This window comes from Brevundimonas sp. UBA2416 (assembly GCF_002343105.1).
Lineage (GTDB): Bacteria > Pseudomonadota > Alphaproteobacteria > Caulobacterales > Caulobacteraceae > Brevundimonas.
Genome location: NZ_DDRM01000015.1, coordinates 290,070 through 312,939 on the forward strand (window position 1 = coordinate 290,070; position 22,870 = coordinate 312,939).

The window sequence follows — 22,870 nt, forward strand, 5'->3', positions numbered from 1 at the left end:
TGACACACTAGTAATGCCCCCCGCAAGTGCCCTAGTTTGGCCACATCGAGGTTGTGCTGACAGCGCGACACGCGTACCGACCGCCGCCAAACCGCCCTTCCAGTCTGCGTTCCTGCTCACCGAGGCCTTCGACCATGACTTCACAAAACACAGGCAACTATCGGTTTCCCGAAGGTTTTCTGTGGGGCGCCGCGACAGCCGCCTATCAGATCGAAGGGTCGTCCATGGCCGACGGCGCGGGCGCCTCGATCTGGGACCGATTCAGCCACACGCCCGGGATGATGTTGAACGGCGACACCGGCGACGTGGCCTGCGACCACTACAACCGCTGGCGCGAGGACATCGATCTGATGACGCGCCTGAACCTCCAGGCCTACCGATTCTCGGTCAGCTGGAGCCGGGTCATGCCGGAGGGCCGCGGGGCCGTAAACGACAGGGGCCTCGACTTCTACGACAGGCTGGTCGACGGCCTGCTCGAGAAGGGCATCGAGCCGCTCTGCACCCTGTATCACTGGGACCTGCCGGCGGCGCTCGACGACCGTGGCGGCTGGCTGAACCCGGACATCTCCGACTGGTTCGCCGACTATGGCCAGGTCCTGTTCGAGAAGTTCAAGGGCCGGGTGAAGACCTGGGGCACGATCAACGAGCCCTGGGTCATCGTCGACGGCGGCTATTTGCACGGCGCCCTGGCCCCCGGCCACAAGTCGGCCTTCGAGGCCATGATCGCCGGGCACAATGTCCTGCGCGCCCACGGCGCGGCGGTGAAGCGGTTCCGTGACGTCGGCGAGGGCCAGATCGGCATCGTCCTCAACATCGAGCCGAAATACAGCGCCTCGGACAAGCCCGAGGACGAGGCCGCCCGCAAGCGGGCCGAGGCCCAGATGAACCGCTGGTTCCTCGACCCCCTGATGGGCCGCGGCTACCCGGAGGAGTTGAAGGACGTCTATGGCGAGGCCTACCGGGAGTTCCCGCAGGAAGACTTCGACCTGATCGCCCAGCCGACCGACTGGATGGGGCTGAACTGGTACACCCGCTCGGTGCCCGAGAATGCGCCGGACGCCTGGCCGACCCGCTCCCGCCCCGTCAAACAGATCCAGCACGCCCACACCGAGACCGGCTGGGAGGTCTATCCCCCGGCCCTGACCGACACCCTGGTCTGGCTGCACGAACAGACCAACGGCCTGCCCCTGATGGTCACCGAGAACGGCTCGGCCTGGTACGATCCGCCCCACGCCATCGGCGGCCGCATCCACGACCCGATGCGGGTCGAGTATCTGAAGAACCATCTCAAGGCCCTGCACGACGCCATCGGCAAGGGCGTCGACGTGCGTGGCTATATGGCCTGGTCGCTGCTCGACAATCTCGAATGGTCTCTGGGCTATTCCAAGCGGTTCGGCATCACCCACGTGAATTTCCAGACGCAGGAGCGGACCATCAAGGATTCGGGCCTGCTCTACGCCGAGGTCATCAAGACCCACGGCGAGGTGTTGAACACGCTCTGAGGGTTACCGGATCCGGGTGTAGAACCGCTCGATCAGGTCCAGCCGTTCAGCATTCGGAATCGGTCGCGCCGCCGGCCCGTCATTGGTGAACTCCAGCAGCCGGTCCGGCTCGGCGCCGAACTCCGGCCAGGCCGGACGGCCCGGCCCATTGGGGTTCCCCTTGGCCGCAAAGGTCGTCCAGTAGTCGGCCATTGCCCTCGCCGCCCGCTCGTCGCGCGCGCCGATCGGCCGCCCGACCGTGTGCAGATTGTCGAACACATAGGGCCGCTCCGACGCATGGGTCGCGCCGCCGCTGGGCTCGGGATTGGACTCAGGCACCACATCGAACCGGTACAGGTATGTCGGATGCCCGTTGGCAGCGTGCAGTCGGGCCAGATGACGCGCGGGTTCGTTGAATACGAGGTCGCTCAGGACATGGGCGTCATAACCGCCCTCCCCGCCATAGGCCTCCAGAAACGCTCTCCGTTCTTCGTTCGTCATCGCGTCGTCGATCGCGCCATAGGGACTCAGGTCCGACGGCTTCATCCACCAGAACTCGGCGCTGTTCGTGCCGATGATCAAGGGGACGGGCGCCGCACGTCCGGCGGCGAAGGCGGCCTCGACGTCCTCCGGGACGAAAACGGCGGGTTCGCGTAGATCGCCGCTGATCAATCTGACCATCGTCGATGCCTCTCCGACGGTGAACTGTCCTTCAATGATCCCGCTTCCGCCTGTGATGGGCGTCATCACGGTCGGCGCCGAGATCACCTTGCCCTCGAGCACGATCGCAAACCTCTTCCCGACATTCGCCGCGGTGAACCGTCCAAACCGACGGGCGCCCTCCCCGTCAAACCGGAAGGCTATGGCCGGTCGGTTGCTGGCGTCGGTTGTCACCGAGACATTCACCAGATGTCGGCCATCGATCACCGGCGTCAGGTCCACCCACACGGATGGCCCGTCGGTGCTCGGCAGCAGCTGTGCGCCCATCGAATGGGGCTCAACTGTGCGGTGGAACGTCAGCGCGGGCGCAGGCCTGTCGCCGTCGCGCAACAGCAGATCGCCGCCATAGAAATTGGGCGCCGGCGTCAGGAGTTTGGCGGCGGGAATGTTCCGCAGTTGGTCCGCCGTCGCCCCTTCGAGCGACAGGCTCTGGACGAAGGCCTCTCCCCGCTCCCGCATCGAGGGTCCGCCGTCGCGGCGTGGCTGGTCCAGCGGCGTGCCTTCGTCTCGGCCCAGACCGGACTGCACCACCGCCCTGTGGAACAGGCCCCGGGCAGGAGTCGAAATCATCAGCCGGGTCACGATCGTCCCACCCGCCGACTCGCCGAAGATCGTCACATTGCCGGGATCGCCGCCGAAGGCCTCTGCATTGTCGCGCACCCAGGCAAGCGCCGCGATGACATCCATAAACCCGTAGTTGGCCGCCGGCTCGCCGCGCTCCCGCTCCGCCGCCAGCGCGGGATGATCAAAGAACCCCAGCCGTCCCAGCCGGTAGTTCACCGTGACCACCACCACCCCGCGCCGCGCCAGATTGCTTCCGTCGTACAGCGCCGCCGTGCCGGACCCGTTGTTCAGACCGCCGCCGTGGATCCACACCATGACCGGCAGCGGGCGGTCGCCCCGCGCCTCCGGCCTCCAGACGTTCAGCGTCAGGCAGTCCTCGCTCATCGGCAAGGGGCCGACGCCGGGGTCGCCGTTGGACGGGGGCTGGATGCAGATGGCGCCGTAGTCGGTCGCCGATCGTTCGCCTTCCCACGCAGCCGCTGGTTGCGGCATGCGCCAGCGCAGCGGCCCGACCGGCGGCGCGGCGAAGGGCACGCTCTTGAAGCTCTCGACCCCGTCCGCCGCCACCCCTACCAGCGCGCCCTGCGCCACGCGAACCGTGGGCGCGGCGCGGTCGGTCTGGGCAGGAGAGATCATGAGGGCGGCCGCTGCGAAGAGGGAAACAAGCGTCATGGGGTCACTCTAGCCAAACCTGTGGGATTTGGCCCACCTGGCACACGTCCGCTATGAAACCGACCGCGACGCCAAGCGTTACAGCCGGGCTTGATCGGGGCTGTCACGTGTCGGCAGCAGGGGCTAATCGCTGACAGATGACATCCATCGAGACCGACCTCGCGGCCGCACTGAACGCGTCTCCGAACGCCTATTTCATCGTCGGCCCGGAGCTGAAGTTCGTCTGGGCCAACCAGGCCTATTTCGCCGTGACCCAGCGAACCGCGGCGGACCTGATCGGGACGCCGGTGTTCGAGGCGTTTGACGCCGGACCGGGACTGGATGCGCCGGAAAGCACCCGGCGACTGCGCGCTTCATTTGAGAAGGTTTTCGCGACAGGTGTGCGAAACGATATCCCGGTGCTCCATTACGCCATTCCCGTGCCCGGCGCGGACGGGGTCCTCGCCTACGAAGACCGGTACTGGAGCGTCATTCACACGCCGCTGATTCGTGACGGCGTCGTCGAACACGTCCTTCAGTACGCCATCGACATCACGGAGCTGGAAAACCTTCGCCGTTCCGCGGCCGACGTGACGACCTCGGCAGTCCACGCGATCGACGCCATCGTCGGCGGGGCGTTGCTCAGCGGTGCGCGCAGCGTCCAGGCCGACAACGCCCGTCTCGAGACCGAACGACAGGGGCTCATGGACCTGTTCATGCAGGCTCCAGGCTTCGTCACGGTCCTCAACGGCCCGGATCATGTGATCCAGATCCACAACAGCGCCTACGCCCAGTTGATCGGGCATCGCGACATCAGCGGCAAACCCATCCGCGAGGCCCTGCCCGAGATCCAGGGACAGGGCTATTTTGAGTTCCTCGACAGCGTCTACGAGACCGGCGAACCGTATGAGGGCCGCGCCAGCCGGGTCCAGCTTCAACGGACGCCGGACGGCCCGCTCGAGGCCCGGTTCCTCGACTTCATCTATCAGCCCATTCGGGACGCCAACGGCGCGGTTGCCGGAATCTTCGTCCAGGGCCACGACGTGACCGGCACCGTCCGCTCCGCCGAGCGCCAGAAGCTGATGATCGACGAGTTGAACCACCGGGTGAAAAACACCCTGGCCACCATCCAGTCGATCGCGGTGCAGACGGCGCGGTCGCACGGCGATCCCGCCACCTTCGCCGAGAGTTTCCAGGCCCGGTTGATGGCCCTGTCCCACACCCACAACCTGCTGACCCGCAGCCACTGGGAGGGCGCCGATCTGGATGCCATTCTGCAGCATGAGACCGAGGCGCACGGTTCGCACCGCGTCACCCTGAACGGCCCACCCGTGGCGCTTGAGCCGGCGGCGGCCCTGTCGCTGGGCATGATCTTCCACGAACTGGCCACCAACGCCGCCAAATATGGCGCCCTGTCAGCGCCCGAAGGCCGCGTGATGGTGGACTGGGCCGTCGCGAACCAGACCCGGCCGGTGCTGACGCTGACCTGGCGCGAGATCGGCGGGCCGCCGGTCGCTCCTCCTGAACGCCGTGGCTTCGGCAGCCGGCTGATTGAGCGAAACGTGCGTCATGATCTGGCGGGCGCGGTTATACTGGACTACGCAAACGACGGTTTCAGCGCGGAATTCTCCGTTCCGCTCGAAAAGGAAAGATCATCATGACCCAGACGTTGACGGGTCGCCGCGTGCTGGTGGTCGAAGATGAATCTCTCGTCGCCATGCTGCTGGAAACCATTCTCGAGGACATGGGCTGCATCCCGATTGGTCCCGCGGGGACCGTCGAGGAAGGGCTGGCCATGGTTGCGGACCCGGCGCCGCTGGACGGCGCCCTGCTGGACGTCAATGTCGCCGGGCGGCAGGTCTTCCCGATCGCCGAGGCGCTGACGGCCCGCGGCGTGCCTTTCGTCTTCTCGACGGGCTATGGCGAGAGCGGTCTGCCCGACGCATGGCGTGGTCACGCCACGGTGCAGAAGCCCTTCACCGAAAGCGCCATTCGCGCGGCGCTGATGAAGGCGATGGGCGTCGAGAACGTCTGAGGCCTAGCTTCCCAGATCCTTCAGCACCGCCCGCGCCGCATTATGCCCCGGCGCGCCGGTGACGCCGCCGCCGGGATGGGCGCCTGAGCCGCACAGGTAGAGCCCCGGCACGGGCATCCGGTGATCGGCGTGGCCCAGCACCGGGCGGGCGCTGAACAGCTGGTCCAGCGTCAGCCGGCCGTGGAAGATGTCGCCGCCGACCAGGCCGAAGCGCCGCTCCAGATCGCGGGGGCCGAGCGCCAGCCGCCCCAGCACCGACGCCTTGAAGCCCGGGGCGTAGCCATCGACCGTCTCGATCATCAGATCGGCCACCGTGTCGCGGTGTTCGTCGCCCAGCGTCGGATCGACATGCTGGCAGAACAGGCTGGCGACGTGCTGGCCGGTGGGGGCGAGGCTGTCGTCCAGCGTCGAGGGAATCAGCATCTCGACGATCGGCTTCGACGACCAGCCGTTCAGCCGCGCCTCGGCATGGGCCCGGTCCATATAGGCCAGCGACGGCGCCATGATGATCCCCGCCGTCAGGTGGTCGCCCTGCCCCGGCAGGCTGGTGAAATCAGGAAGCTCAGACAGGGCCACATTCATGCGGAAGGTGCCCGAGCCGGACTGGTAGTTCCCGATCCGCTCCCTGAAATCCGCCGGCACGACAGCGTCGTCCACAAACCGCTCGAACAGCAGCCGCGGATGCAGGTTCGATACCACCGCCCGCGCCCGCACCACGTCGCCGGCCTCGGTCACCGCCCCGACGGCGCGGCCCTTTTCGGTCAACACCTCGGCGATCGGCGTCTCCAGCCGCACCTCGACGCCATGTTCCGCGCAGGCCGCGGACATGGCCTGGGTGATCGCCCCCATCCCGCCGATGGCGTGCCCCCAGACGCCCTTGCGCCCGTTCACCTCGCCGAAAACATGGTGCAACAGCACATAGGCCGAGCCCGGCGTATAAGGGCTGGCATAGTTGCCGACCACGCTGTCGAAGCCGAACAGGGCCTTGATCGGGTCGCTCTCGAACCAGCCGTCCAGCCAGTCGCCCGCCGACTTGGCGAACAGGTCCAGCAGGTCGCGGCGTCCGGTGACGTCCAGCCCCGCCGCCTGCTTGCCCAGCGAGGCGCCCTTGAGCAGCTCGGGCAACATGGCCATCCAGCCGCCCTCCACCATGTTCGGCGGGGCCTTCAGGATCCAGTCGCGCAGCACCGCCGCGATGACCTCAAGCCGGCGCTCGTATTCCGGCAGCCGCTCCGCATCCCGGGTCGAGAATTTTGCCAGCTCCCCCTGCGTCCGCCCCTCGCCCGCGAGGAAATAGCGGCCGTCATCGAGCGGCAGGAAGTTCGATACCTTGCGCTCCACCACCCGCAGCCCGTGACGGGCCAGGTCCATGTCGGCGATGACCTTCGGGTTCAGAAGGCTGACGGTGTAGCTGGCGGTCGAATTGCGGAAGCCCGGATGGAATTCCTCCGTCACCGCCGCCCCGCCGACGACATGGCGGCGCTCCAGAATGGTGACCTTCAGCCCGGCCCTCGCCAGATAGAAGGCACACACCAGCCCGTTGTGGCCCCCGCCCAGGATGACGACGTCGGTTTGCGTGGCGGCCATGGTCTCTCCCGTCTCGTCCGACGCTCTAGCACAGCCGTTTCAGGGGTCACCCCCTTAGCCCGGCTTGACCCATTCCATGATCAGGAACCAGGGCGCGCGACGGTAATGCGCCCCGCGATCCGGATCGCCGCCCTGCGGGGCCGGTTCGGCGAAATGGCGCAGCGCCAGCCCCGCGTCGAGCAACAGGGTTATGTAGGTGGACAGTGGCCGATGCCAGTTCACAATCCGGATGCCGCGCCACTCGATCCAGGCCGAGCGCTCCTCCAGATAGTGGTCCATGGCGAATGCGCGACGGCCGTCCGCCATCTCCGTCCAGCCCAGTTCCGAAACATCCCCGGCCGAGTTGAAGTTGGTCAGATTGGCGATCAACAGGGTTCCGCCGGGCCTCAACACCCGCGCCATCTCCCGGATCGCCGCCGTCGCGTCGGGAATGTCGATCAGCGACAGATAGCTGACCACCAGATCGAACGACTCATCGGCAAATCCCAGCGCCTCAGCGCCCTCGATGCGGTAGTCGCCTTCGGGGTCCAGCGCACGGGCGTGGTCGATCAGCGCCGGCGCGGGGTCGATGCCGACTGCACGGATCCCTTCGGCCTTGAGCTGACGGCAGAAGCGGCCCTCGCCGCAGCCCACGTCGAGCGCCGAGGCATAGGCCCCCGCCCGCACCCGCTCCATCATCGGCGCGTCGAGTACGAACCGCCGGCCATAGTCGCCGGCCTCTCCCTGCGCCGCGATCCAGGCCTCGGCGGAATCCTGCCAGCCGTCGTTCATTGTCGCCCTCCCCCGATCATCCCGCCGGCCTCCGCCTCGGGCCGGTGCACCAGCGACACCAGCACCACGCTGATCATCATCAGCAGGAACCAGCTGCCCAGCTTGTCGACCGACACCATGTGCCAACCTTCGGTCTGCGACGGATAGACCCAGGCGTTGGCGAAGGTGGCGATATTCTCGGCCAGCCAGATGAAGGCCGCGACCAGAAAGAAACCGAGCAGGAAGGGCATCTTCCGCCGCTTCCGGTCCGGCGTGAAATAGAACCAGCCGCGCCCGAACAGCAGTGCGGTAAGGACGAACAGCCCCAGCCGAATGTCCGGCAGCCAGTGGTGGGCGAAGAAGTTGACGTAGATCGCCGCCGCCAGAACCCAGGTCGTCCACAGCGGCGGATAGTGGCGGAATTTGATATCGAAGATGCGCTGGATGCGGGCGATGTAGCTTCCCACCGCCGCATACATGAAGCCCGAGAACAGCGGCACCATGCCGATGCGCAGGATGCTGTCCTCAGGGTAGATCCACGATCCGTGCCAGGTCTTGAACAGCTCCATGATCGTGCCGACGACGTGGAAGACGAAGATCACCCTCGCCTCCTTCCAGCTCTCCAGCTTGAGCGCCAGCATGGCCGCCTGGATGCCGAGCGCCCCGACCACGAGGAAGTCGTACCGGCTGACCGGCGCGGCGTCCGGCCACCACAGATGGGTCGCCAGCAGCATGGCCAGCATCACCCCGCCGAACAGACAGGCCCAACCCTGTTTGATGCCGAACATCAGGAATTCGAAAGCGTAGCGGGACCAGGCGCGGCGGTCTGCCCAGGTCTGAAGCCGACCCAGCCAATGGCGGCCCCAGGTCTCAAGGGGAAGGCGGCGGAGTTCGTTCAAGACAGCCGCCGGCTCGCCGCACGGAATTCCCGGGGCGTCACCCCGACCTGCTCCCGGAAGGCACGGTTGAACGGTCCGACGGATCCGAATCCGCACTCGAACGCGACCTCCAGAATGGGCAGGACCTGATCCGGGTCAGCGAGCAGGCGTTTCGCACGCTCGATCCGGTGGTGATTGATCAGCCGGTTGAAATTCGGGAATCCGAGAACGGTGCTGATGCACTGGGACACCTTGTATTCCGGCTGGCCCATCCGTGCGGCTACATCGCCGATCCTGAGGTCTGGCCGACCGTCGATCGCTTCATCGCGCAACAAGGCCAGAAGCCGTTCGGCAAGGCGTCTGTCCTCTTCCGTCGGTGCCCGGCGCACCGAAACCGTTGCGTCCGCCTGCCCCAGGGGATGGCGCAAACGATACCAGACCGCTGCCGCCGCCCCGACCGAGCCGACGACCGCGCAGGCGATCCGGATCAGGTCGGTGCGCCCGATCTCCCCGGGAACCCCGCTGGAGACACCAGACCCGAGAACCGCCACCATCTGGGCCGTATAGATCACGAGGAAGGCGAGCCGGAACCGCTTCTCTGGCACTCCTAAATCACCCTGGCGCGCCTGGAACGGCTCAATGAAGGTCAACAACAGGGCCGCCGAGCCGCTGAGCCCATAGACGTTCCCGGCGAAGCCGTAGAGGCCGCCTTCGGCCGGCGCGAGCACCGTCAGCGCACCGGCAACCGCGACCACCGTCACCACGATCCGGGGCCACCGGACGTCGCGGGGCGCGGGATCGAACAGGGCCCGTGTCAGCAGCCAAGCCCATCCGCAGGCCCCTGCGCCGATGAGCGAAAACAGGGTCCCGGCGGTACCGTCGGTCAGACGGCCCGCGATGTAGCAGAGGAAGGAGACCGCGCAGAGCGCCGCATAAGCCTCAATACGACTGGGCGCCCGCCGGGGCCAGGAGGCCCGGCTGACGTCCGGAAGGCTGGGAAATGGCTGCGTGGACACCGATCCTCCCGGAGGGCTGGGCGGATTGATGACCCGCCCGGGCGACCCTGTCCAGCGCGTCGCCGCCCGTCCCGGTGGTCCCGCGCAGGATTTTTCTGGCCGATTTCCAAATCGGCGAGACGCCCGGCCGAGGTCGCCCCTATCCGTGCCGACACCCCGCATTCAGGGGCCTGTCGGGAGACCTCATGTCCAGCATTTCTTCACCGCCCCCTGTGAAGGGCGTCGCCGCCGGAGCCCTGCGCTGGGCAGGCATCCTCTGGTTCATCGTCGCCGCCATAGGCCAGGCGGCCTTCATCGGCTTCATCCTGGCCTTCTACGGCACGCGGACCGCGTCCGGAGACTACGCCGGCTGGAACGACAAGCCGCTGATCGACGGCTATATCGCCGGCGACGCGACCGGGAATTTCATTTTCGCCGCCCATGTGCTGCTGGCGTCGGTCGTGACCTTCGCCGGGCTGATGCAACTCGTTCCTTCGATCCGGCGCGCCGTCCCGGCCCTGCACCGCTGGAGCGGTCGGACCTTCCTCGTCGTGGCCGCCTTCATGGCGTTGAGCGGCTTCTGGCTGACCCTCGTCCGGGGGACCTCGCTGTCCGCCGTCTCTTCGGCCGCCATCGTGATCGACGGGCTGCTGATCCTCATCTTCGGCGGGCTGGCGTGGCGGCACGCCGTCAAGCGACGGTTCGACCAGCACCGGGTCTGGGCCATGCGCACCTTTATGGCGGTCAGCGGCGTCTGGTTTCTCAGGGTCGGCATCATGGGCTGGGTGCTCATCAACCAGGGGCCGGTCGGCATGTCGGACAGCCTGTCGGGTCCGGCCGACATCGTCCTGGTCTTCGGCAGCTATCTTATCCCGCTGGGCTTGCTGGAGCTCTATTTCCGGGCCGGGCGCAGCGCCCATGCGGCGCAGAAGTTTCTGACCGCAGCCATCGTCCTCGCTGCCGCGGCCTTCACGGCGATCGGAGTTTTCGGGACGATCGCCCTCATGTGGGGCCCTTACCTCTAGGATGCCCCTGCAGAGACGCGTCTATTTCGCGAACAACTGGCCCAGATCCTGAAAGGCCTTCATCTCGATGGCGTTGCCGCTCGGGTCGCGGAAGAACATCGTCGCCTGCTCGCCCGGTTCGCCCTTGAAACGGACATAGGGTTCGATGTCGAACTTCGTGCCCGCGGCGACAAGGCGGTCGGCCAGCGCCTGCCAGTCCATCATCTCCAGGATGACGCCGAAATGCGGCACCGGCACCTGATGGCCGTCGACCGCATTGCCGCCGGCATCGGCCGTCTTCATCCCCGGAACGAGATGCGTCACGATCTGGTGGCCGTAGAAGTCGAAATCGATCCATTCGCCTGAACTGCGCCCCTCGGCGCAGCCCATGGCGCCGCCCCAGAAGCGCCGCGCGGCGTCGAGGTCATGAACGGGAAAGGCGAGATGGAACGGACGGAGCGACATGCGTCTCAGCCCCGCCCGCGATAGGTCGGCACACCCTGATCCGGCAGCCACAGGCCCTCGGGCGGCGCGCCCGTCTGCCAGAAGACGTCGATCGGGATGCCGCCGCGAGGATACCAGTAGCCCCCGATGCGCAGCCATTTCGGCTGCAGAAGGTCGGCGATCTTCCGGCCGATGGCCACGGTGCAGTCCTCATGGAAGGCGCCGTGGTTCCGGAAGGCGGTCAGGTACAGCTTCAGCGACTTGCTCTCGACCAGCCAGTCGCCCGGCGCATAGTCGATGACGATGTGCGCGAAATCCGGCTGGCCCGTCACGGGACACAGGCTGGTGAACTCCGGCGCCGTGAAGCGCGTCAGATACAGCGTCCCCGGATGGGGATTGGGCACCCGTTCCAGCTCGGCCGTTTCCGGGCTGGAGGGCTGGGCGGTTTGCTGGCCGAGCTGGTGCAGGCCTGAGGTGTCGGTGGTCATGGCGGGGATGTAGCGGGTTCGGCCTGCGGCGTCATCCTGGTGGCTAGTGGTTAGTGGCCAGTGGCTAGTGGCTGGCGGCATTGCTGTCGGCGGAAGGGCGTCGCGGACCGCGACGTCGCACAAGCGGTGGCCAGCCACTAGCCACTGGCCACTAGCCACTCGCTTCCATTTGCCTTCCCCCGCGACACCCCGCTATCCGTAGCCAAAGACAACTCGGGGAAACGTCATGGCCATTCCGGCATCGCTGCAAAAGGGTCTGAAGCTACCGGTCATCGCGGCGCCCATGTTCCTTGTCTCCGGACCGGATCTGGTGGTCGAGACCTGCAACGCCGGCGTCATCGGCACCTTCCCGTCGCTGAACCAGCGCACCACCGAGGGCTACCGGGAGTGGCTGCACGACATCAAGGCGCGCCTGACCCCGGACGCTGCCGCCTATGGCGTCAATCACATCGTCCATCCGACGAATCCGCGGCTGATGGCCGACATGATGGTGTCGGTCGAGGAGAAGGTCCCGCTGATCATCACCTCGCTGGGCGCGGTGCGCGACGTGGTCGAGGCGGTGCATGGCTATGGCGGCGTGGTGTTCCACGACATCGCCAATGTCCGCCACGCCCGCAAGGCGGCCGAGGCGGGCGTTGACGGCCTGATTCTGGTGGCCAACGGCGCCGGCGGCCATGCCGGGGTGGTCAATCCGTTCGCCCTGGTCGAGGAGGTGCGGTCCTTCTACGACGGCACCATCATCCTGTCCGGCTGCCTGTCGACCGGCGGCGATGTGGCGGCGGCGATCATGATGGGCGCCGACTTCGCCTATATGGGCACGCGCTTCATCTCGACGACGGAGTCGATGGCCCAGGCCGAGTACAAGCAGATGATCGTCGAGGCCGGCGCCTCGGACATCACCTACACGCCCGCCGTCTCGGGCATTCCGGCCAATTTCCTGACGCCCTCGCTGGTCGCCAACGGCATCGATCCGAAATCCCTGCCCGAGCACAAGCTGGACATGGCGGACGAAGCCAAGGCCTGGAAAACCGTCTGGTCCGCCGGCCAGGGCTCGGCAGGCGTGCGTGATGTTCTGCCCACGGCCGATCTAATCCATCGGCTGACGGACGAATTTACGCAGGCTTGTGATAAATTCGACAAGAAGCGGCTCTAGATCCCGCCTCGTTCAATCGAGGCGACCACACATGCTCCGCACCCTGACGACTGCACTCACGGCGACTGCCTTCCTGGCTGTGGCCGTCCCGGCCGCCGCCCAGGACGCCCCGGCAGGCAGCTGGGCCTTTGCGGTCGGCGCCGCCACGGACAACCGCTCCAAGGGCGCGTCCAAGTCCGACGGCGACGCCTATGTCTGGGGCGAGGCCGAATGGGAGAGCGCCTCCGGCCTGCTGTACGGCGGCGCCGGACTCCAGACCATCAAGAGCTCCAGCGGGTCTGATCTTGAGGCGGAAGCAGGCTTCGGCGTGCGGCCCGAGCTCGCCGGCTTCGACCTTGACCTGAACGCCACCTACAAGTCGCAGATCGACGCCGCCTCCGGCTATGACGACGACGCCTGGGAACTGACCGCCGACATCAAACGCTCGATCGGCCCGGCCAGCGGACGCGTCCGCTTCCAGTATTCGCCCGACGGCATGGGCGGAACGGAAGCCTGGACCTGGGTCGAGGCGCGTCTCGGCTGGGACTTCACCAACCGGCTGGAGGGCACGGCCGCGATCGGTCGGCGCGAGCAGGACAACAGCCTCGACTACACGGCCTGGAACGCGGGCTTCACCTACGCCCTCACCAACAATATCGACGCCGACCTGCGCTATTACGCGACCGACGCCGACGTGCCGGGCGAACAATATGCCGACAGTCTGGTGGCCGGGATCAGCCTCGCCTTCTGATCCTTCGACAGGGACCCTCGCAATTCGCGCCCGGGTCCCTATCTAGGACAAATGAGCAGCCATCGACCGACGACTCTTGAACGCGCCTATGAACTGGCGCGCGGCGGAGGCTGCCGCACCGTCAGCGAGATCAAACAGGCCCTTCAGTCCGAAGGGTTCGAGCGGATCCAGGATTCCCTGTACGGGCCGACCCTGACGGCCGCCCTGAGGAAGCTCTGCCAGGAACACTATGTCGCTGCTCCAGAGGGTGATGCGGCCGAATAGCCAGGCCGGAGGCCTGCCTTGATTTTGGCGCGCCGCCGGTCCAAAAGCGTTTTGTCGAGCTCTCTGCGAAACGCCACCCTCTGCTTTCGCACTGAGGTCTAGCCGCTCCTTTCAGACCCGACAGACCGCAGGGGCTTTTCCCTGTGGCCAACTGCTAGCGGAGGTCCTGAAAATGGCTACCGGCACTGTTAAATGGTTCAACTCCACCAAGGGCTACGGCTTCATCCAGCCTGACGACGGCGGCAAGGACGTTTTCGTCCACATCTCGGCCGTCGAACAAGCGGGCCTGCGCGGCCTGGATGAAAACCAGAAGGTTTCCTACGAAATCGAGCGCGACAAGCGTTCGGGCAAGGAATCGGCTGGTCAGCTGAAGACCGAAGGCTGAGTTCACGCGTCGGGCCTTACCGACGCATGATTTCGACGGCGGCGAGGGCGAAGGCCTTCGCCGCCGTTTTTCTGTCCGGTCGCCCGCGCAACGCGAAACCTGCGTCCCGGATGCAGGCCGTGGCCAGAGGCCGCAGGGCCGCATCCACGAACCGGCCACCGTCGTCCTTCCGTCCGAGCCGTAACGACGGCCGCTCAGGAGAGACCATATGACCATGACCCCCACCCGCGCCGCCCTTCTCGCCGCCATCGCCGGCAGCGCCCTGCTGACCGCCGCCTGTTCTTCCATGGGCAGCATGGATTCCATGGACGCCGGCGCTGACGGCCAGGCCGCTGTGATGGTCGGCGGCGCCGCCATGTATCCGGGCCGCACGATCGTCGAGAACGCCGTCAACTCGCGCGACCATACCACCCTGGTCGCGGCAGTCACCGCCGCCGGACTGGTCGAGACGCTGTCGGGCCCCGGCCCCTTCACCGTCTTCGCGCCCACCAACGCGGCCTTCGCCAAACTGCCGGCCGGCACGGTCGATACGCTCGTCCAGCCGGCCAACAAGGCGACCCTGACCAGGATCCTGACCTATCACGTGGTGCCGGGCCGGGTCAGCGCCGCCGACCTGATGGCGCAGATCCGCGCAGGTGGCGGACAGGCGCGCCTCACCACCGTTGAGGGTGGCGTCCTGACGGCGACGATGCGCGGCTCCGCCGTGATCCTGACCGATGAAATGGGCGGCGTCGCCAATGTGACCCAGGCTGATGTGTTCCAGTCGAACGGCGTCATCCACGTCACCGACACCGTCTCCATGCCCAACTGATGATCGGCCGGCGGGACGCCTGAAGGGCGTTCCGCCGTTACGGCTACGGCACAGCTTGCTATTGGTCGGCAAAGCGCCCATCTGAGGCTTCGTCGATCTCACTGCGAAACGCTGCTGCCCCTTTGCATCGCGCACCGAGGTCCAAAGCCGATCCCATTCAGACCCGACAGGCCGACCCGGAACCTCTTCCGGCGGTCAACGCCTAACGGAGGTCTCAAAATGGCTACCGGCACTGTAAAATGGTACAACTCCACCAAGGGTTACGGCTTCATCGCCCCCGATGACGGCGGCAAGGACGTGTTCGTCCACGCCTCGGCCGTTGAAACGTCCGACCTGGGCACGCTGAACGAAAACCAGAAGATTTCCTACGAAGTCGAACGCGACTCGCGTTCGGGCAAGGAATCGGCCGGTCGCCTCAAGGCCGCCGAATAGTTTCCGACATGCGACCCTGCTGGACCTAGCGCCAGCTGACGGAAGGGCCGGCCGCCGAACAGGCGCCGGCCCGACTGTTTTTCAACTCCAGGAGATGCCGATGACCCCGCTGGCCGAAAAGCTCCCGACCATGACCGATCCCGACCTGAAGGCCCTGCGCCTCAATGCGGTCCGTCTGTCCGAGAGCGGCTCTCCCACCAAGATGGCCACCGCCGCCGAACTGGTGCCCCTGATCGACGAAGAAATGGCCCGCCGCGCCGCCGACAAGACGACCACCGCCGTCAAGAAGCCCCGCGCGCCTGCCAAGAAGAAGGTCGTCCCGGCGACCGGCCACCAGACCGCCCTGCCGGACAGCAAGGCCGCCTAGTTCTGCCCCGCGCAAGCGGGCGCTGCCCGCGATTGGACTCTGGCCCCCTTCACTGACAACCTCCCCGCTTCGGCGGATCGCATCCGCCTGAACAGGGGGTTCCATGCGCATCCGTCCGCTCGCCATCATCCTCGCCTGCGCCCTGGCGCCGACCGCCGCCTTCGCCCAGGCCTCAGATGTCGTTGAAAGGCCCGCAGCCCTGATCGCTGACGGCCTTCCGGCCATTCCGGCGGCCATGGCGGCGGAGACCCGCTCCTATATGGAGTTCCGCACCGCCGGCTTCGCGGGCTGGAATGCGGCCGACCGGTCGATGCTGATTTCGACCCGCTTCGGCAATACCGCCCAGATTCACCGCGTCGCCACGCCGATGGGCGCCCGCGAGCAGCTCAGTTTCGAGGTGGAACCCGTCGGCGGCCGCTGGTCCCCCGCCGGCGACGCCCTGGTCGTCAGCAAGGACAGGGGCGGTGACGAGTTCTTCCAGCTGTACGCCCTGGCGGATGGCCGCCTGACCCTGCTGACCGACGGGGGTCGCAGCCGCAACGGCTTCGGCGCCTGGAGTCAGGACGGGCGCCTGATCGGCTATTCCTCAACGCGCCGCAACGGCCGGGACAGCGATCTCTACGTCATGGACCCGCGCGATCCCTCAACCGCCCGCATGGTGGCCGAGGTCAGCGGCGGCGGATGGACCATCGCAGACTTCTCGCCCGATGGCCGCACCGCCCTGGTCGTCCAGTATATCCAGGTCACCAAGTCCAACCTCCACGCCCTGGACCTCGCCAGCGGCCGCATGACGCCGATCGGCGATCACAGCCTGCCGATCGCTTATGGCGGCGCCCAGTTCGCGCCTGACGGGACGCTGTGGGTCACCTCGGACCAGGACAGCGACTTCCAGCGGCTTGGCCGCATCGACTTGTCCACCGGCGTCTTCTCGCCCGTTTCGATGGAACCGCGCTGGGATGTCGCGGATTTCGACATCGCCAGGGACGGCGCCTTCATCGCCTATACGATCAATGAGGCCGGCAGCACCCGCCTGCGCCTGCTTGACCCGGCGTCTGGCCAGGTTCGCACGGTCGACGGCCTGCCCGCCGGCATCGCCGGCGGCCTGGAGATCGCGCCCTGGGGCGAGATTGGCCTGACCTTCTCCTCGGCCCGCAGCGCCTCCGACGCCTTTTCCGTCGATCCCCGGTCCCTGGCCGTCACCCGCTGGACCCGCAGCGAAACCGGAGGTCTGGACGTCACCCGCAACGTCGAGCCTGAGCTGATCGAGGTCGCCAGCTTTGATGGCGAGCCGGTCTCGGGCTTCCTCTACCGCCCCGATCCGGCCCGCTTCCCGGGCCCCCGCCCCCTGATCGTCAACATCCACGGTGGGCCCGAGGGCCAGAGTCGGCCCGGCTTCATGGGCCGCAATAACTACCTGATCAACGAACTGGGCATCGCCATCTTCTTCCCCAACGTCCGCGGCTCCACCGGCTACGGCAAGCGGTTCGTCAGCCTGGATAACGGGCCCGATCTGCGCGAGAATTCGGTGCGCGACCTCGGCGCCTTCCTCGACCGGCTCGGCGCCGATCCGGCCATCGATCCGGAGCGGGTCGCCGTCACCGGCGGCTCCTACGGCGGCTACATGTGCTACGCCGGGGCCATTCACTACGGCGACCGCCTCCGCGGCGCGAACTGCGTGGTCGCCATCTCCAACTTCGTGACCTTCCTCGAGAATACAGAGGCTTACCGCCGCGACCTGCGGCGGGTGGAATACGGCGACGAGCGCGACCCGGCCCAGCGCGCCCGCCTGCTCGAGATTTCCCCCATGACCCGCGTCGACGAGATCAACATCCCCCTGATGGTGGTCACCGGCGGCAACGACCCTCGCGTGCCGGCGTCAGAGGCCGACCAGATGATCGCCGCCGTTCGCGCCAACGGTCGCACCGCCTGGCACCTGCTGGGCCAGGACGAGGGCCACGGCTTCGCCAAGAAGGTCAACCAGGACTACCAGTTCTGGGCCAGTCTGATGTTCTGGCGCGAGACCCTGCTGAGCGAGGACTGATCGCCGGTTCCTGCTGGCCCTAGACCGCCAGCGCCTGATCCAGATCCGCGATCAGGTCGTCGACGTCCTCGACCCCGACCGACAGCCGGATCAGGTTCTCCGTCACCCCGCCCGCCTCGCGCACTTCTTTCGGCACCGAGGCGTGGGTCATGATGGCCGGGTGGTTGACCAGGCTTTCGACCCCGCCCAGCGACTCCGCAAGGGTGAAGACCTGCACCCGCTCCAGCACCCGCTTGGTCCGCTCCAGATCGCCGTCGATCAGGGCCGTGACCATGCCGCCGTAGCGACCGTTCATCTGGCGTGAGGCCAACTCGTGCTGCGGGTGACTGATCAGGCCGGGGTAGATCACCTTCGCAATCCCCTTCCGGTCCTCCAGCCAGCGCGCCACCGCCAGGGCGTTCTCATTGTGCGCCTTCATGCGCAGGCCCAGCGTCTTCAGGCCCCGGTTTGCGAGAAAGGCGTCGAACGGCCCCATGACGCCGCCGACCGAGTTCTGCAGAAACTTGATCTCCTTCGCCAGCTCGGGGTCCGCCGTCACCAGCGCCCCGCCGATGATGTCGGAGTGGCCGTTCAGATATTTGGTCGCCGAATGCATGACCACATCGGCCCCCAGCTTGAGCGGCTGCTGGCTCCAGGGCGTGGCGAAGGTGTTGTCGACGATCAGCAGCAGGCCGTGCGCCTTGGCGATTTTCGACAGGCCGGCGATGTCCGCCAGCTTCATCAGCGGATTGGTCGGGGTCTCGGCCCAGATCAGCCTGGTCTTCGGCGTGATCGCGGCCTCGACGGCGCCGAGGTTCGCCATGTCGACATAGCTGAAGTCCAGCCCCATCGACCGCCGCCGCACCCGCTCGAACAGCCGCCATGAGCCGCCGTAAAGGTCGTCCCCGGTGATGATGTGCGAACCGGCGTCCAGCAGCTCCAATGCGGTCGAGGTCGCCGCCATGCCGCTGGCGAAGCCGAAGCCGTGCGTTCCGCCTTCCAGATCAGCCAGACAGGCCTCAAATGCCTCGCGCGTCGGGTTCTTGCCGCGGGCGTATTCATAGCCCTTGTTCACGCCCGGGCTTTCCTGGGCGTAGGTCGAAGTGGCGTAGATCGGGGTCATGACCGCGCCCGTGGTCGGGTCCGGGCGCTGGCCCGCGTGAATCGCGCGGGTCGAAAAGCCCTGACTGTTCTTGAGCAATGCCATGGAATATCCAGTTACTATGAGGGGCGGCCGATGTTGCCGTTGAAGAAGTCCAGCGCATAGGCATAGACCTGTTCCCACTGCCGCCGGTTCATAATGTGGCCGGCGCCGCGCACGGTGCGCGCCCGGACCGGCACCTCGTTCTCAATCAGGAAATGGCGCCAGTGGGCCGTGCTGACCGGGCGGACATGGGTGTCCCTTTGGGCCGAGATCAGTAGCACCGGAATACGCCGCAGCGGACGGCGCGGCGTATAGACATCCCAGCCCCCCGCCACAGAGATCGCCGCCGCCGCACGGCTTTCGCCCAAGGCCCCGTCCACGGCGATGTGGGAGCCCAGCGAATAGCCCATGATTCCGGTACGACTGCTGTCGATGCCCTGCCCGATCAGCCATTCGATGGCGTCGGAGCCGCAGTCGCGCCAGGCGTTCATCACGGGTTCGGGCCGGACCACATCATCCTCGGCCGCGTCCAGATAAGTCGGAACGACGGCGACATAGCCATCAGCGGCGAACAACTCGCCCAGCACCACCTGCTCCGGCCCGATGCCGCCCGAACCGTGCATCAGCACCACGCCGGAGCCGCGCGCATTCGCGGTCGGCCGGAACACCGCCGCGCGGATCGCCTTGCCGTTGCTGGGATAGGTCGTCAGTTCGGTGGTGAAGGCCGCCGCTTCCGTCGCCTGCCGGGCGGCGGTCGGCGAAGCAACAGCCAGGGCCCCGGCCGCAACCAGCACGGCGCGGCGGTCGTACCCGTCCTTCATCGTTCGGCTCATGACGCGCCTCCCGAGGGTCCGCCTTCCAGAAAGGCGCGCGTCCGGCCCATGACCGCGCACCAGGTCGGAAGATCATACTGGTGCCCGTCGAAATCGAGCCCCTGAACCTCGGCCGCGGCTCCAGCCTGACGAAGGTCAGCCGCGAGTTCCAGCGTCGCGCGGACAGGCACGGCCTCATCCCGCCGGGCGTGCATCAGCAGGAATGACAGGTTCCGGCCCACGAGACTTCCGTCGACCTCGCCGCCGCCGGCCACCAGGACCGCCGAGCGGACCGGGCTTTCAGCCACGGTTGCGGCGTTCAGGGCGACGCCGGCGCCGCGGGAATAGCCCCACAGCGCCACACGGCCCGGCGACACGCCCGGCTGGCCGGCCAGTTGGTCTGCGGCGTCCAGCGCCGCCTGACGCCAGGCCCGCGCATTCACCAGCCGTCGCCCCTGGGCGGGCGCATCGGCGTCGAAATAGGCAGGGAGAATGACCCAGTAGCCCCGCGAGGCCAGCTGGATGGCGTGGGCGTCGAACAGGATCGAGTTCATCTCGAAGCCGGTCCCGCCGTGCAGCATGACCAGACCCGCACCGTTCGGCTCACCGCGCGGCGCATAGAGATAGGCGCGGACCGGACGTCCACGGCTTTCGAACGACATCAGCGTCCGCGACGCCAGGACTGCCACATCGTCAGCGCAGCCGGGAATGCCGACGCGCGACGGTGTCGCATCGGTCTGGGCGACCGACGTCGATGCGCTCGCGAGCGCCGCGAGGAGGCTCGCCAGGGCGATGAGGCGCCGGCGCACCCGCGCCTTACCCGGCAGGGGCTTCTGGGGCGGCGGCGGGCAGGAGGTTTGCGTCGAGGAAGCGCCGCGTGTGCTGGAACACCTCACACCAGACCTGGCCAGTCATGGACCGTTCCGGCGAGGCCAGCATCTGGACCTCGACCGTCGCGCCCCGGCGCCGCAGGTTGGCGGCCAACTCGCGCATTGTGGCGGCCGAGATGATGGGGAAGGTCGAATAGCCCTCGATCAGCATCATCGGCAGTTCCCTACGGCCGCGGCTGGCCTCGAAGATGTCCTGGCCCGTCCCGACCCCGACGGCCACGCGCGCCGTCGAATCCGGATGAGCCGATCCGTCGGTGGCGACGAACCCGCCCAGGGAGAAGCCCCAGATGCCGACCCGCGCCGGATCGACGCCCTCGAGCGTGCCCATATAGGCGACGGCGGCATGCCCCGCTTCTGCCCACAGCCGGACATCACGTCCGTTCCAGGGAACCTGGCGCGCCCTCGCCTCGAAATAGTTCGGCACCAGCACATGATAGCCGCGGGCCGCCAGCTGGATGGCGTGCGGGTCGAACGAGTGGGCGTCTACGGACAGGCCTTCAGAGCTGTGCAGCAGGACCACGGCGGCGCCATTGGCAGGGCCGGTCGGCTTGTAGAGCAGGCCGCGAACCGTCTGCGAATTGCTGACGAACTCGGTGTTCCCGCGCGTGGCGCGCTGAGGCACGTCGTCAGAGCATCCCGCCGGGGCGGCGGCCTGCGCCGAGGCATTCGAAGCCATGCCGAAGAGCGCGGCGGCGGCGATGGCGGCGATAGCCGAGGTCGGAAAACGTTTCATGGAAGGGCCTCAACAGCATTTCATGGGTATGGTGTCCAGTCAGGACCACATTTTCGCCGCCGTCCAGTCAACTCGCCTCATTTCCACCGCTGGTTCGCCACAAAGCCCACCGCCCGAGATCGCAGCCTAGCGGTTCAGGCTCAGGTGGTTGATCAGGTCCGTGCGCGTAATCAGGCCCACAAACTGCTCTCCGTCCAGCACGATCGCCACCCGATCGCGGTCAAACAGGGGGATCAGGGCGTCCAGACTCTCGCCGACCTGCACCGTATCGAGGTCGCGGGTCATGGCCGAGGCGACCGGACGGGCGAACCTTTCCTTGCGGGTGATCTCGTCGGTGTTCATCACATGAACCAGATCGCTCTCGTCCAGAATGCCGACCAGCCGGCCATCCTGGATGATCGGCAGTTGGGACACATCGGCGCCGCGCATGCGCTTGAAGGCCGTATCCAGCGTGTCTTCCGGGCCGGCGACGACCACGTCGCCGTTCTGGTATTTGCGGCTGATCAGGTCCGACAGATCGCCGTGCATCGGCTGACCGCCCAGTCCCTGGTCGGCCAGCCATGCGTCATTGTAGACCTTGGACAGGTATTTCGCGCCCGTATCGCAGACGAAGGTGACGACCCGCTTTGGCTCCGTCTGCTCGCGGCACCAGCGCAGGGCGCTGGCGATCAGGGTTCCGGATGACGATCCCGCGAGCACGCCTTCCTTCAGCAGCAGCTCCCGGACGGTGGCGATGGCCTCGGCGTCGGGGATGGAATAGGCCTTGTCGATCAGATTCATGTCCGCCGTGTCGGGCACGAAATTCTGGCCGATGCCCTCGACCGTATAGCTGCCCTCCGGCCCCGGCACGCCCTCGTTGACGATCCCGGCCAGGGTCGAGCCCACCGGATCAGCGAGGATGATCTTCGCGTCCGACCCGACGCTCTTCAGATAGCGGGCGATGCCGGTGATGGTGCCGCCCGACCCGATGCCGGCGACGAAGGCGTCGATGTCGCCGTCCATCTGTTCCCAGATCTCCGGCCCCGTGGTCTTGAAATGGGCCAAGGAGTTGGCGTCGTTGGCGAACTGGTTGACGTAGAATCCGCCGGGGATCTGCTGCGCCAGCCGTTCGGCCATGTCGGTGTAGTATTCGGGATGCCCATGCGGCACGTCCGAACGGGTCAGGCGAACATCGGCGCCCATCGCCCTCAAATGCTGGATTTTTTCCTTGGACATCTTGTCAGGGATGACCAGAAGCACCTTATATCCCTTGGCTTGGCCCACCAGCGTCAGCGCCAGACCCGTATTGCCGGCCGTCGCCTCGACGATGGTCCCGCCGGGCTTCAGAAACCCCTCCGCCTCGGCCGCCGCGATCATCGACAGGGCGATCCGGTCCTTGATCGACCCGCCCGGGTTCTGCGCCTCCAGCTTCAGGAACAGACGGCACGGGCCGGTGTCGATCTTCGTCACCTCAACCATCGGCGTCTGGCCGATCAGGTCCAGCAACGAGCCGGTCGGACCGGACAGGACAGGCTTGGCGGCCAACGACATTC

The 22,870-nt window shown here is 66.9% G+C and carries 24 protein-coding genes; 12 read left to right on the forward strand and 12 right to left on the reverse strand.

Annotated features, from left to right (window positions below; translation table 11 throughout):
* Positions 1–134: 134 nt before the first annotated feature.
* Positions 135–1,502 (forward strand): GH1 family beta-glucosidase, encoded by a 1,368-nt coding sequence (locus B3E43_RS05465; protein WP_292027364.1) that lies wholly within the window; start codon positions 135–137, stop codon positions 1,500–1,502.
* Positions 1,503–1,505: 3 nt separating this feature from the next.
* Here B3E43_RS05465 and B3E43_RS05470 read toward each other — a convergent pair whose 3' ends face one another.
* Positions 1,506–3,437 carry a carboxylesterase family protein gene (locus B3E43_RS05470; RefSeq protein WP_292027365.1) on the reverse strand — a complete coding sequence of 644 codons (1,932 nt, stop codon included), beginning with the start codon at positions 3,435–3,437 and terminating at the stop codon, positions 1,506–1,508.
* Between the two features lie 137 nt (positions 3,438–3,574).
* Here B3E43_RS05470 and B3E43_RS05475 point away from each other — a divergent pair, with 137 nt between their 5' ends.
* Both B3E43_RS05475 and B3E43_RS05480 read left to right on the forward strand, forming a co-directional pair.
* Complete coding sequence (locus tag B3E43_RS05475; RefSeq protein ID WP_292027366.1) at positions 3,575–5,077, forward strand: sensor histidine kinase; 1,503 nt, start codon at positions 3,575–3,577, stop codon at positions 5,075–5,077.
* A complete protein-coding gene (locus B3E43_RS05480; protein ID WP_292027367.1) occupies positions 5,074–5,451 on the forward strand; it encodes a response regulator in 378 nt (125 codons plus the stop codon). Before B3E43_RS05475 ends, B3E43_RS05480 begins: the two co-directional genes overlap by 4 nt.
* A 3-nt stretch (positions 5,452–5,454) precedes the next feature.
* Here B3E43_RS05480 and B3E43_RS05485 read toward each other — a convergent pair whose 3' ends face one another.
* From B3E43_RS05485 to B3E43_RS05500, 4 genes are read right to left on the reverse strand one after another with little or no spacing between them, the layout of a single operon-like run.
* On the reverse strand, positions 5,455–7,038 hold the full coding sequence (locus tag B3E43_RS05485) for a phytoene desaturase family protein (RefSeq protein ID WP_292027368.1): 1,584 nt from the start codon (positions 7,036–7,038) through the stop codon (positions 5,455–5,457).
* A gap of 54 nt (positions 7,039–7,092) precedes the next feature.
* The gene (locus B3E43_RS05490) at positions 7,093–7,809 is read right to left on the reverse strand and encodes a class I SAM-dependent methyltransferase (protein WP_292027369.1); all 717 of its coding nucleotides are present in this window, start codon (positions 7,807–7,809) and stop codon (positions 7,093–7,095) included.
* Complete coding sequence (locus B3E43_RS05495; protein WP_414631339.1) at positions 7,806–8,687, reverse strand: DUF817 domain-containing protein; 882 nt, start codon at positions 8,685–8,687, stop codon at positions 7,806–7,808. Before B3E43_RS05495 ends, B3E43_RS05490 begins: the two co-directional genes overlap by 4 nt.
* Entirely contained in the window at positions 8,684–9,427 is a 744-nt protein-coding gene (locus B3E43_RS05500; RefSeq protein ID WP_292027370.1) for a helix-turn-helix domain-containing protein, read from the reverse strand. Before B3E43_RS05500 ends, B3E43_RS05495 begins: the two co-directional genes overlap by 4 nt.
* Positions 9,428–9,867: 440 nt before the next feature.
* Between B3E43_RS05500 and B3E43_RS05505 the strand changes: the two genes are divergently transcribed.
* A complete protein-coding gene (locus B3E43_RS05505; protein ID WP_292027372.1) occupies positions 9,868–10,686 on the forward strand; it encodes a DUF2306 domain-containing protein in 819 nt (272 codons plus the stop codon).
* 21 nt (positions 10,687–10,707) lie between these two features.
* Here the strand turns inward: B3E43_RS05505 and B3E43_RS05510 are convergent, their stop codons facing one another.
* Together B3E43_RS05510 and queF are read right to left on the reverse strand one after the other, a co-directional pair.
* On the reverse strand, positions 10,708–11,130 hold the full coding sequence (locus B3E43_RS05510; RefSeq protein WP_292027373.1) for a VOC family protein: 423 nt from the start codon (positions 11,128–11,130) through the stop codon (positions 10,708–10,710).
* A gap of 5 nt (positions 11,131–11,135) precedes the next feature.
* Positions 11,136–11,597, reverse strand: coding sequence for a preQ(1) synthase (gene queF, locus B3E43_RS05515; protein WP_292027374.1), 462 nt, complete (start codon positions 11,595–11,597; stop codon positions 11,136–11,138).
* Positions 11,598–11,823: 226 nt separating this feature from the next.
* On the opposite strand from queF, the gene B3E43_RS05520 reads away from it, so the two are divergent.
* The 8 genes from B3E43_RS05520 (at position 11,824) to B3E43_RS05555 (ending at position 17,780) form a co-directional block, all read left to right on the forward strand.
* Positions 11,824–12,750, forward strand: coding sequence for an NAD(P)H-dependent flavin oxidoreductase (locus tag B3E43_RS05520; protein ID WP_292027375.1), 927 nt, complete (start codon positions 11,824–11,826; stop codon positions 12,748–12,750).
* 31 nt (positions 12,751–12,781) lie between these two features.
* On the forward strand, positions 12,782–13,480 hold the full coding sequence (locus B3E43_RS05525; RefSeq protein ID WP_292027376.1) for a TorF family putative porin: 699 nt from the start codon (positions 12,782–12,784) through the stop codon (positions 13,478–13,480).
* Positions 13,481–13,531: 51 nt separating this feature from the next.
* A complete protein-coding gene (locus tag B3E43_RS05530) occupies positions 13,532–13,744 on the forward strand; it encodes a hypothetical protein (protein WP_292027377.1) in 213 nt (70 codons plus the stop codon).
* A gap of 172 nt (positions 13,745–13,916) precedes the next feature.
* A complete protein-coding gene (locus tag B3E43_RS05535) occupies positions 13,917–14,129 on the forward strand; it encodes a cold-shock protein (RefSeq protein WP_055828888.1) in 213 nt (70 codons plus the stop codon).
* A gap of 208 nt (positions 14,130–14,337) precedes the next feature.
* On the forward strand, positions 14,338–14,940 hold the full coding sequence (locus B3E43_RS05540; RefSeq protein ID WP_414631340.1) for a fasciclin domain-containing protein: 603 nt from the start codon (positions 14,338–14,340) through the stop codon (positions 14,938–14,940).
* Between the two features lie 219 nt (positions 14,941–15,159).
* Complete coding sequence (locus B3E43_RS05545) at positions 15,160–15,372, forward strand: cold-shock protein (protein WP_055828885.1); 213 nt, start codon at positions 15,160–15,162, stop codon at positions 15,370–15,372.
* A 100-nt stretch (positions 15,373–15,472) separates the two neighbouring features.
* Positions 15,473–15,739: a hypothetical protein gene (locus tag B3E43_RS05550; protein ID WP_292027378.1), complete on the forward strand. Its 267-nt coding sequence runs from the start codon at positions 15,473–15,475 to the stop codon at positions 15,737–15,739.
* Positions 15,740–15,842: 103 nt separating this feature from the next.
* Positions 15,843–17,780 (forward strand): S9 family peptidase, encoded by a 1,938-nt coding sequence (locus B3E43_RS05555; RefSeq protein ID WP_292027379.1) that lies wholly within the window; start codon positions 15,843–15,845, stop codon positions 17,778–17,780.
* Between the two features lie 19 nt (positions 17,781–17,799).
* On the opposite strand, the gene B3E43_RS05560 is transcribed toward B3E43_RS05555, so the two are convergent.
* The 5 genes from B3E43_RS05560 to B3E43_RS05580 all read right to left on the reverse strand — a co-directional run bounded on the left by B3E43_RS05560 (position 17,800) and on the right by B3E43_RS05580 (position 22,868).
* A complete protein-coding gene (locus B3E43_RS05560) occupies positions 17,800–18,966 on the reverse strand; it encodes a cystathionine gamma-synthase (RefSeq protein ID WP_292027380.1) in 1,167 nt (388 codons plus the stop codon).
* Positions 18,967–18,980: 14 nt separating this feature from the next.
* Positions 18,981–19,736: a dienelactone hydrolase family protein gene (locus B3E43_RS05565; protein ID WP_292027381.1), complete on the reverse strand. Its 756-nt coding sequence runs from the start codon at positions 19,734–19,736 to the stop codon at positions 18,981–18,983.
* Entirely contained in the window at positions 19,733–20,524 is a 792-nt protein-coding gene (locus B3E43_RS05570; protein ID WP_292027384.1) for an alpha/beta hydrolase family protein, read from the reverse strand. Before B3E43_RS05570 ends, B3E43_RS05565 begins: the two co-directional genes overlap by 4 nt.
* 7 nt (positions 20,525–20,531) lie before the next feature.
* A complete protein-coding gene (locus B3E43_RS05575; protein WP_292027385.1) occupies positions 20,532–21,338 on the reverse strand; it encodes a dienelactone hydrolase family protein in 807 nt (268 codons plus the stop codon).
* A gap of 126 nt (positions 21,339–21,464) precedes the next feature.
* Positions 21,465–22,868: a pyridoxal-phosphate dependent enzyme gene (locus B3E43_RS05580; RefSeq protein WP_292027386.1), complete on the reverse strand. Its 1,404-nt coding sequence runs from the start codon at positions 22,866–22,868 to the stop codon at positions 21,465–21,467.
* Positions 22,869–22,870 lie beyond the last annotated feature (2 nt).

Coding starts and splice junctions, on each gene's coding strand:
- B3E43_RS05545 (WP_055828885.1), top strand. CDS start 15,160: ATGGCTACCGGCACTGTAAAATGGTACAACTCCACCAAGGGTTACGGC.
- B3E43_RS05535 (WP_055828888.1), top strand. CDS start 13,917: ATGGCTACCGGCACTGTTAAATGGTTCAACTCCACCAAGGGCTACGGC.
- B3E43_RS05565 (WP_292027381.1), bottom strand. CDS start 19,736: ATGAGCCGAACGATGAAGGACGGGTACGACCGCCGCGCCGTGCTGGTT.
- B3E43_RS05540 (WP_414631340.1), top strand. CDS start 14,338: ATGACCATGACCCCCACCCGCGCCGCCCTTCTCGCCGCCATCGCCGGC.
- B3E43_RS05520 (WP_292027375.1), top strand. CDS start 11,824: ATGGCCATTCCGGCATCGCTGCAAAAGGGTCTGAAGCTACCGGTCATC.
- B3E43_RS05505 (WP_292027372.1), top strand. CDS start 9,868: ATGTCCAGCATTTCTTCACCGCCCCCTGTGAAGGGCGTCGCCGCCGGA.
- B3E43_RS05465 (WP_292027364.1), top strand. CDS start 135: ATGACTTCACAAAACACAGGCAACTATCGGTTTCCCGAAGGTTTTCTG.
- B3E43_RS05475 (WP_292027366.1), top strand. CDS start 3,575: ATGACATCCATCGAGACCGACCTCGCGGCCGCACTGAACGCGTCTCCG.
- B3E43_RS05480 (WP_292027367.1), top strand. CDS start 5,074: ATGACCCAGACGTTGACGGGTCGCCGCGTGCTGGTGGTCGAAGATGAA.
- B3E43_RS05550 (WP_292027378.1), top strand. CDS start 15,473: ATGACCCCGCTGGCCGAAAAGCTCCCGACCATGACCGATCCCGACCTG.
- B3E43_RS05555 (WP_292027379.1), top strand. CDS start 15,843: ATGCGCATCCGTCCGCTCGCCATCATCCTCGCCTGCGCCCTGGCGCCG.
- B3E43_RS05510 (WP_292027373.1), bottom strand. CDS start 11,130: ATGTCGCTCCGTCCGTTCCATCTCGCCTTTCCCGTTCATGACCTCGAC.
- B3E43_RS05580 (WP_292027386.1), bottom strand. CDS start 22,868: ATGTCGTTGGCCGCCAAGCCTGTCCTGTCCGGTCCGACCGGCTCGTTG.
- B3E43_RS05575 (WP_292027385.1), bottom strand. CDS start 21,338: ATGAAACGTTTTCCGACCTCGGCTATCGCCGCCATCGCCGCCGCCGCG.
- B3E43_RS05485 (WP_292027368.1), bottom strand. CDS start 7,038: ATGGCCGCCACGCAAACCGACGTCGTCATCCTGGGCGGGGGCCACAAC.
- queF (WP_292027374.1), bottom strand. CDS start 11,597: ATGACCACCGACACCTCAGGCCTGCACCAGCTCGGCCAGCAAACCGCC.
- B3E43_RS05525 (WP_292027376.1), top strand. CDS start 12,782: ATGCTCCGCACCCTGACGACTGCACTCACGGCGACTGCCTTCCTGGCT.
- B3E43_RS05530 (WP_292027377.1), top strand. CDS start 13,532: ATGAGCAGCCATCGACCGACGACTCTTGAACGCGCCTATGAACTGGCG.
- B3E43_RS05490 (WP_292027369.1), bottom strand. CDS start 7,809: ATGAACGACGGCTGGCAGGATTCCGCCGAGGCCTGGATCGCGGCGCAG.
- B3E43_RS05470 (WP_292027365.1), bottom strand. CDS start 3,437: ATGACGCTTGTTTCCCTCTTCGCAGCGGCCGCCCTCATGATCTCTCCT.
- B3E43_RS05560 (WP_292027380.1), bottom strand. CDS start 18,966: ATGGCATTGCTCAAGAACAGTCAGGGCTTTTCGACCCGCGCGATTCAC.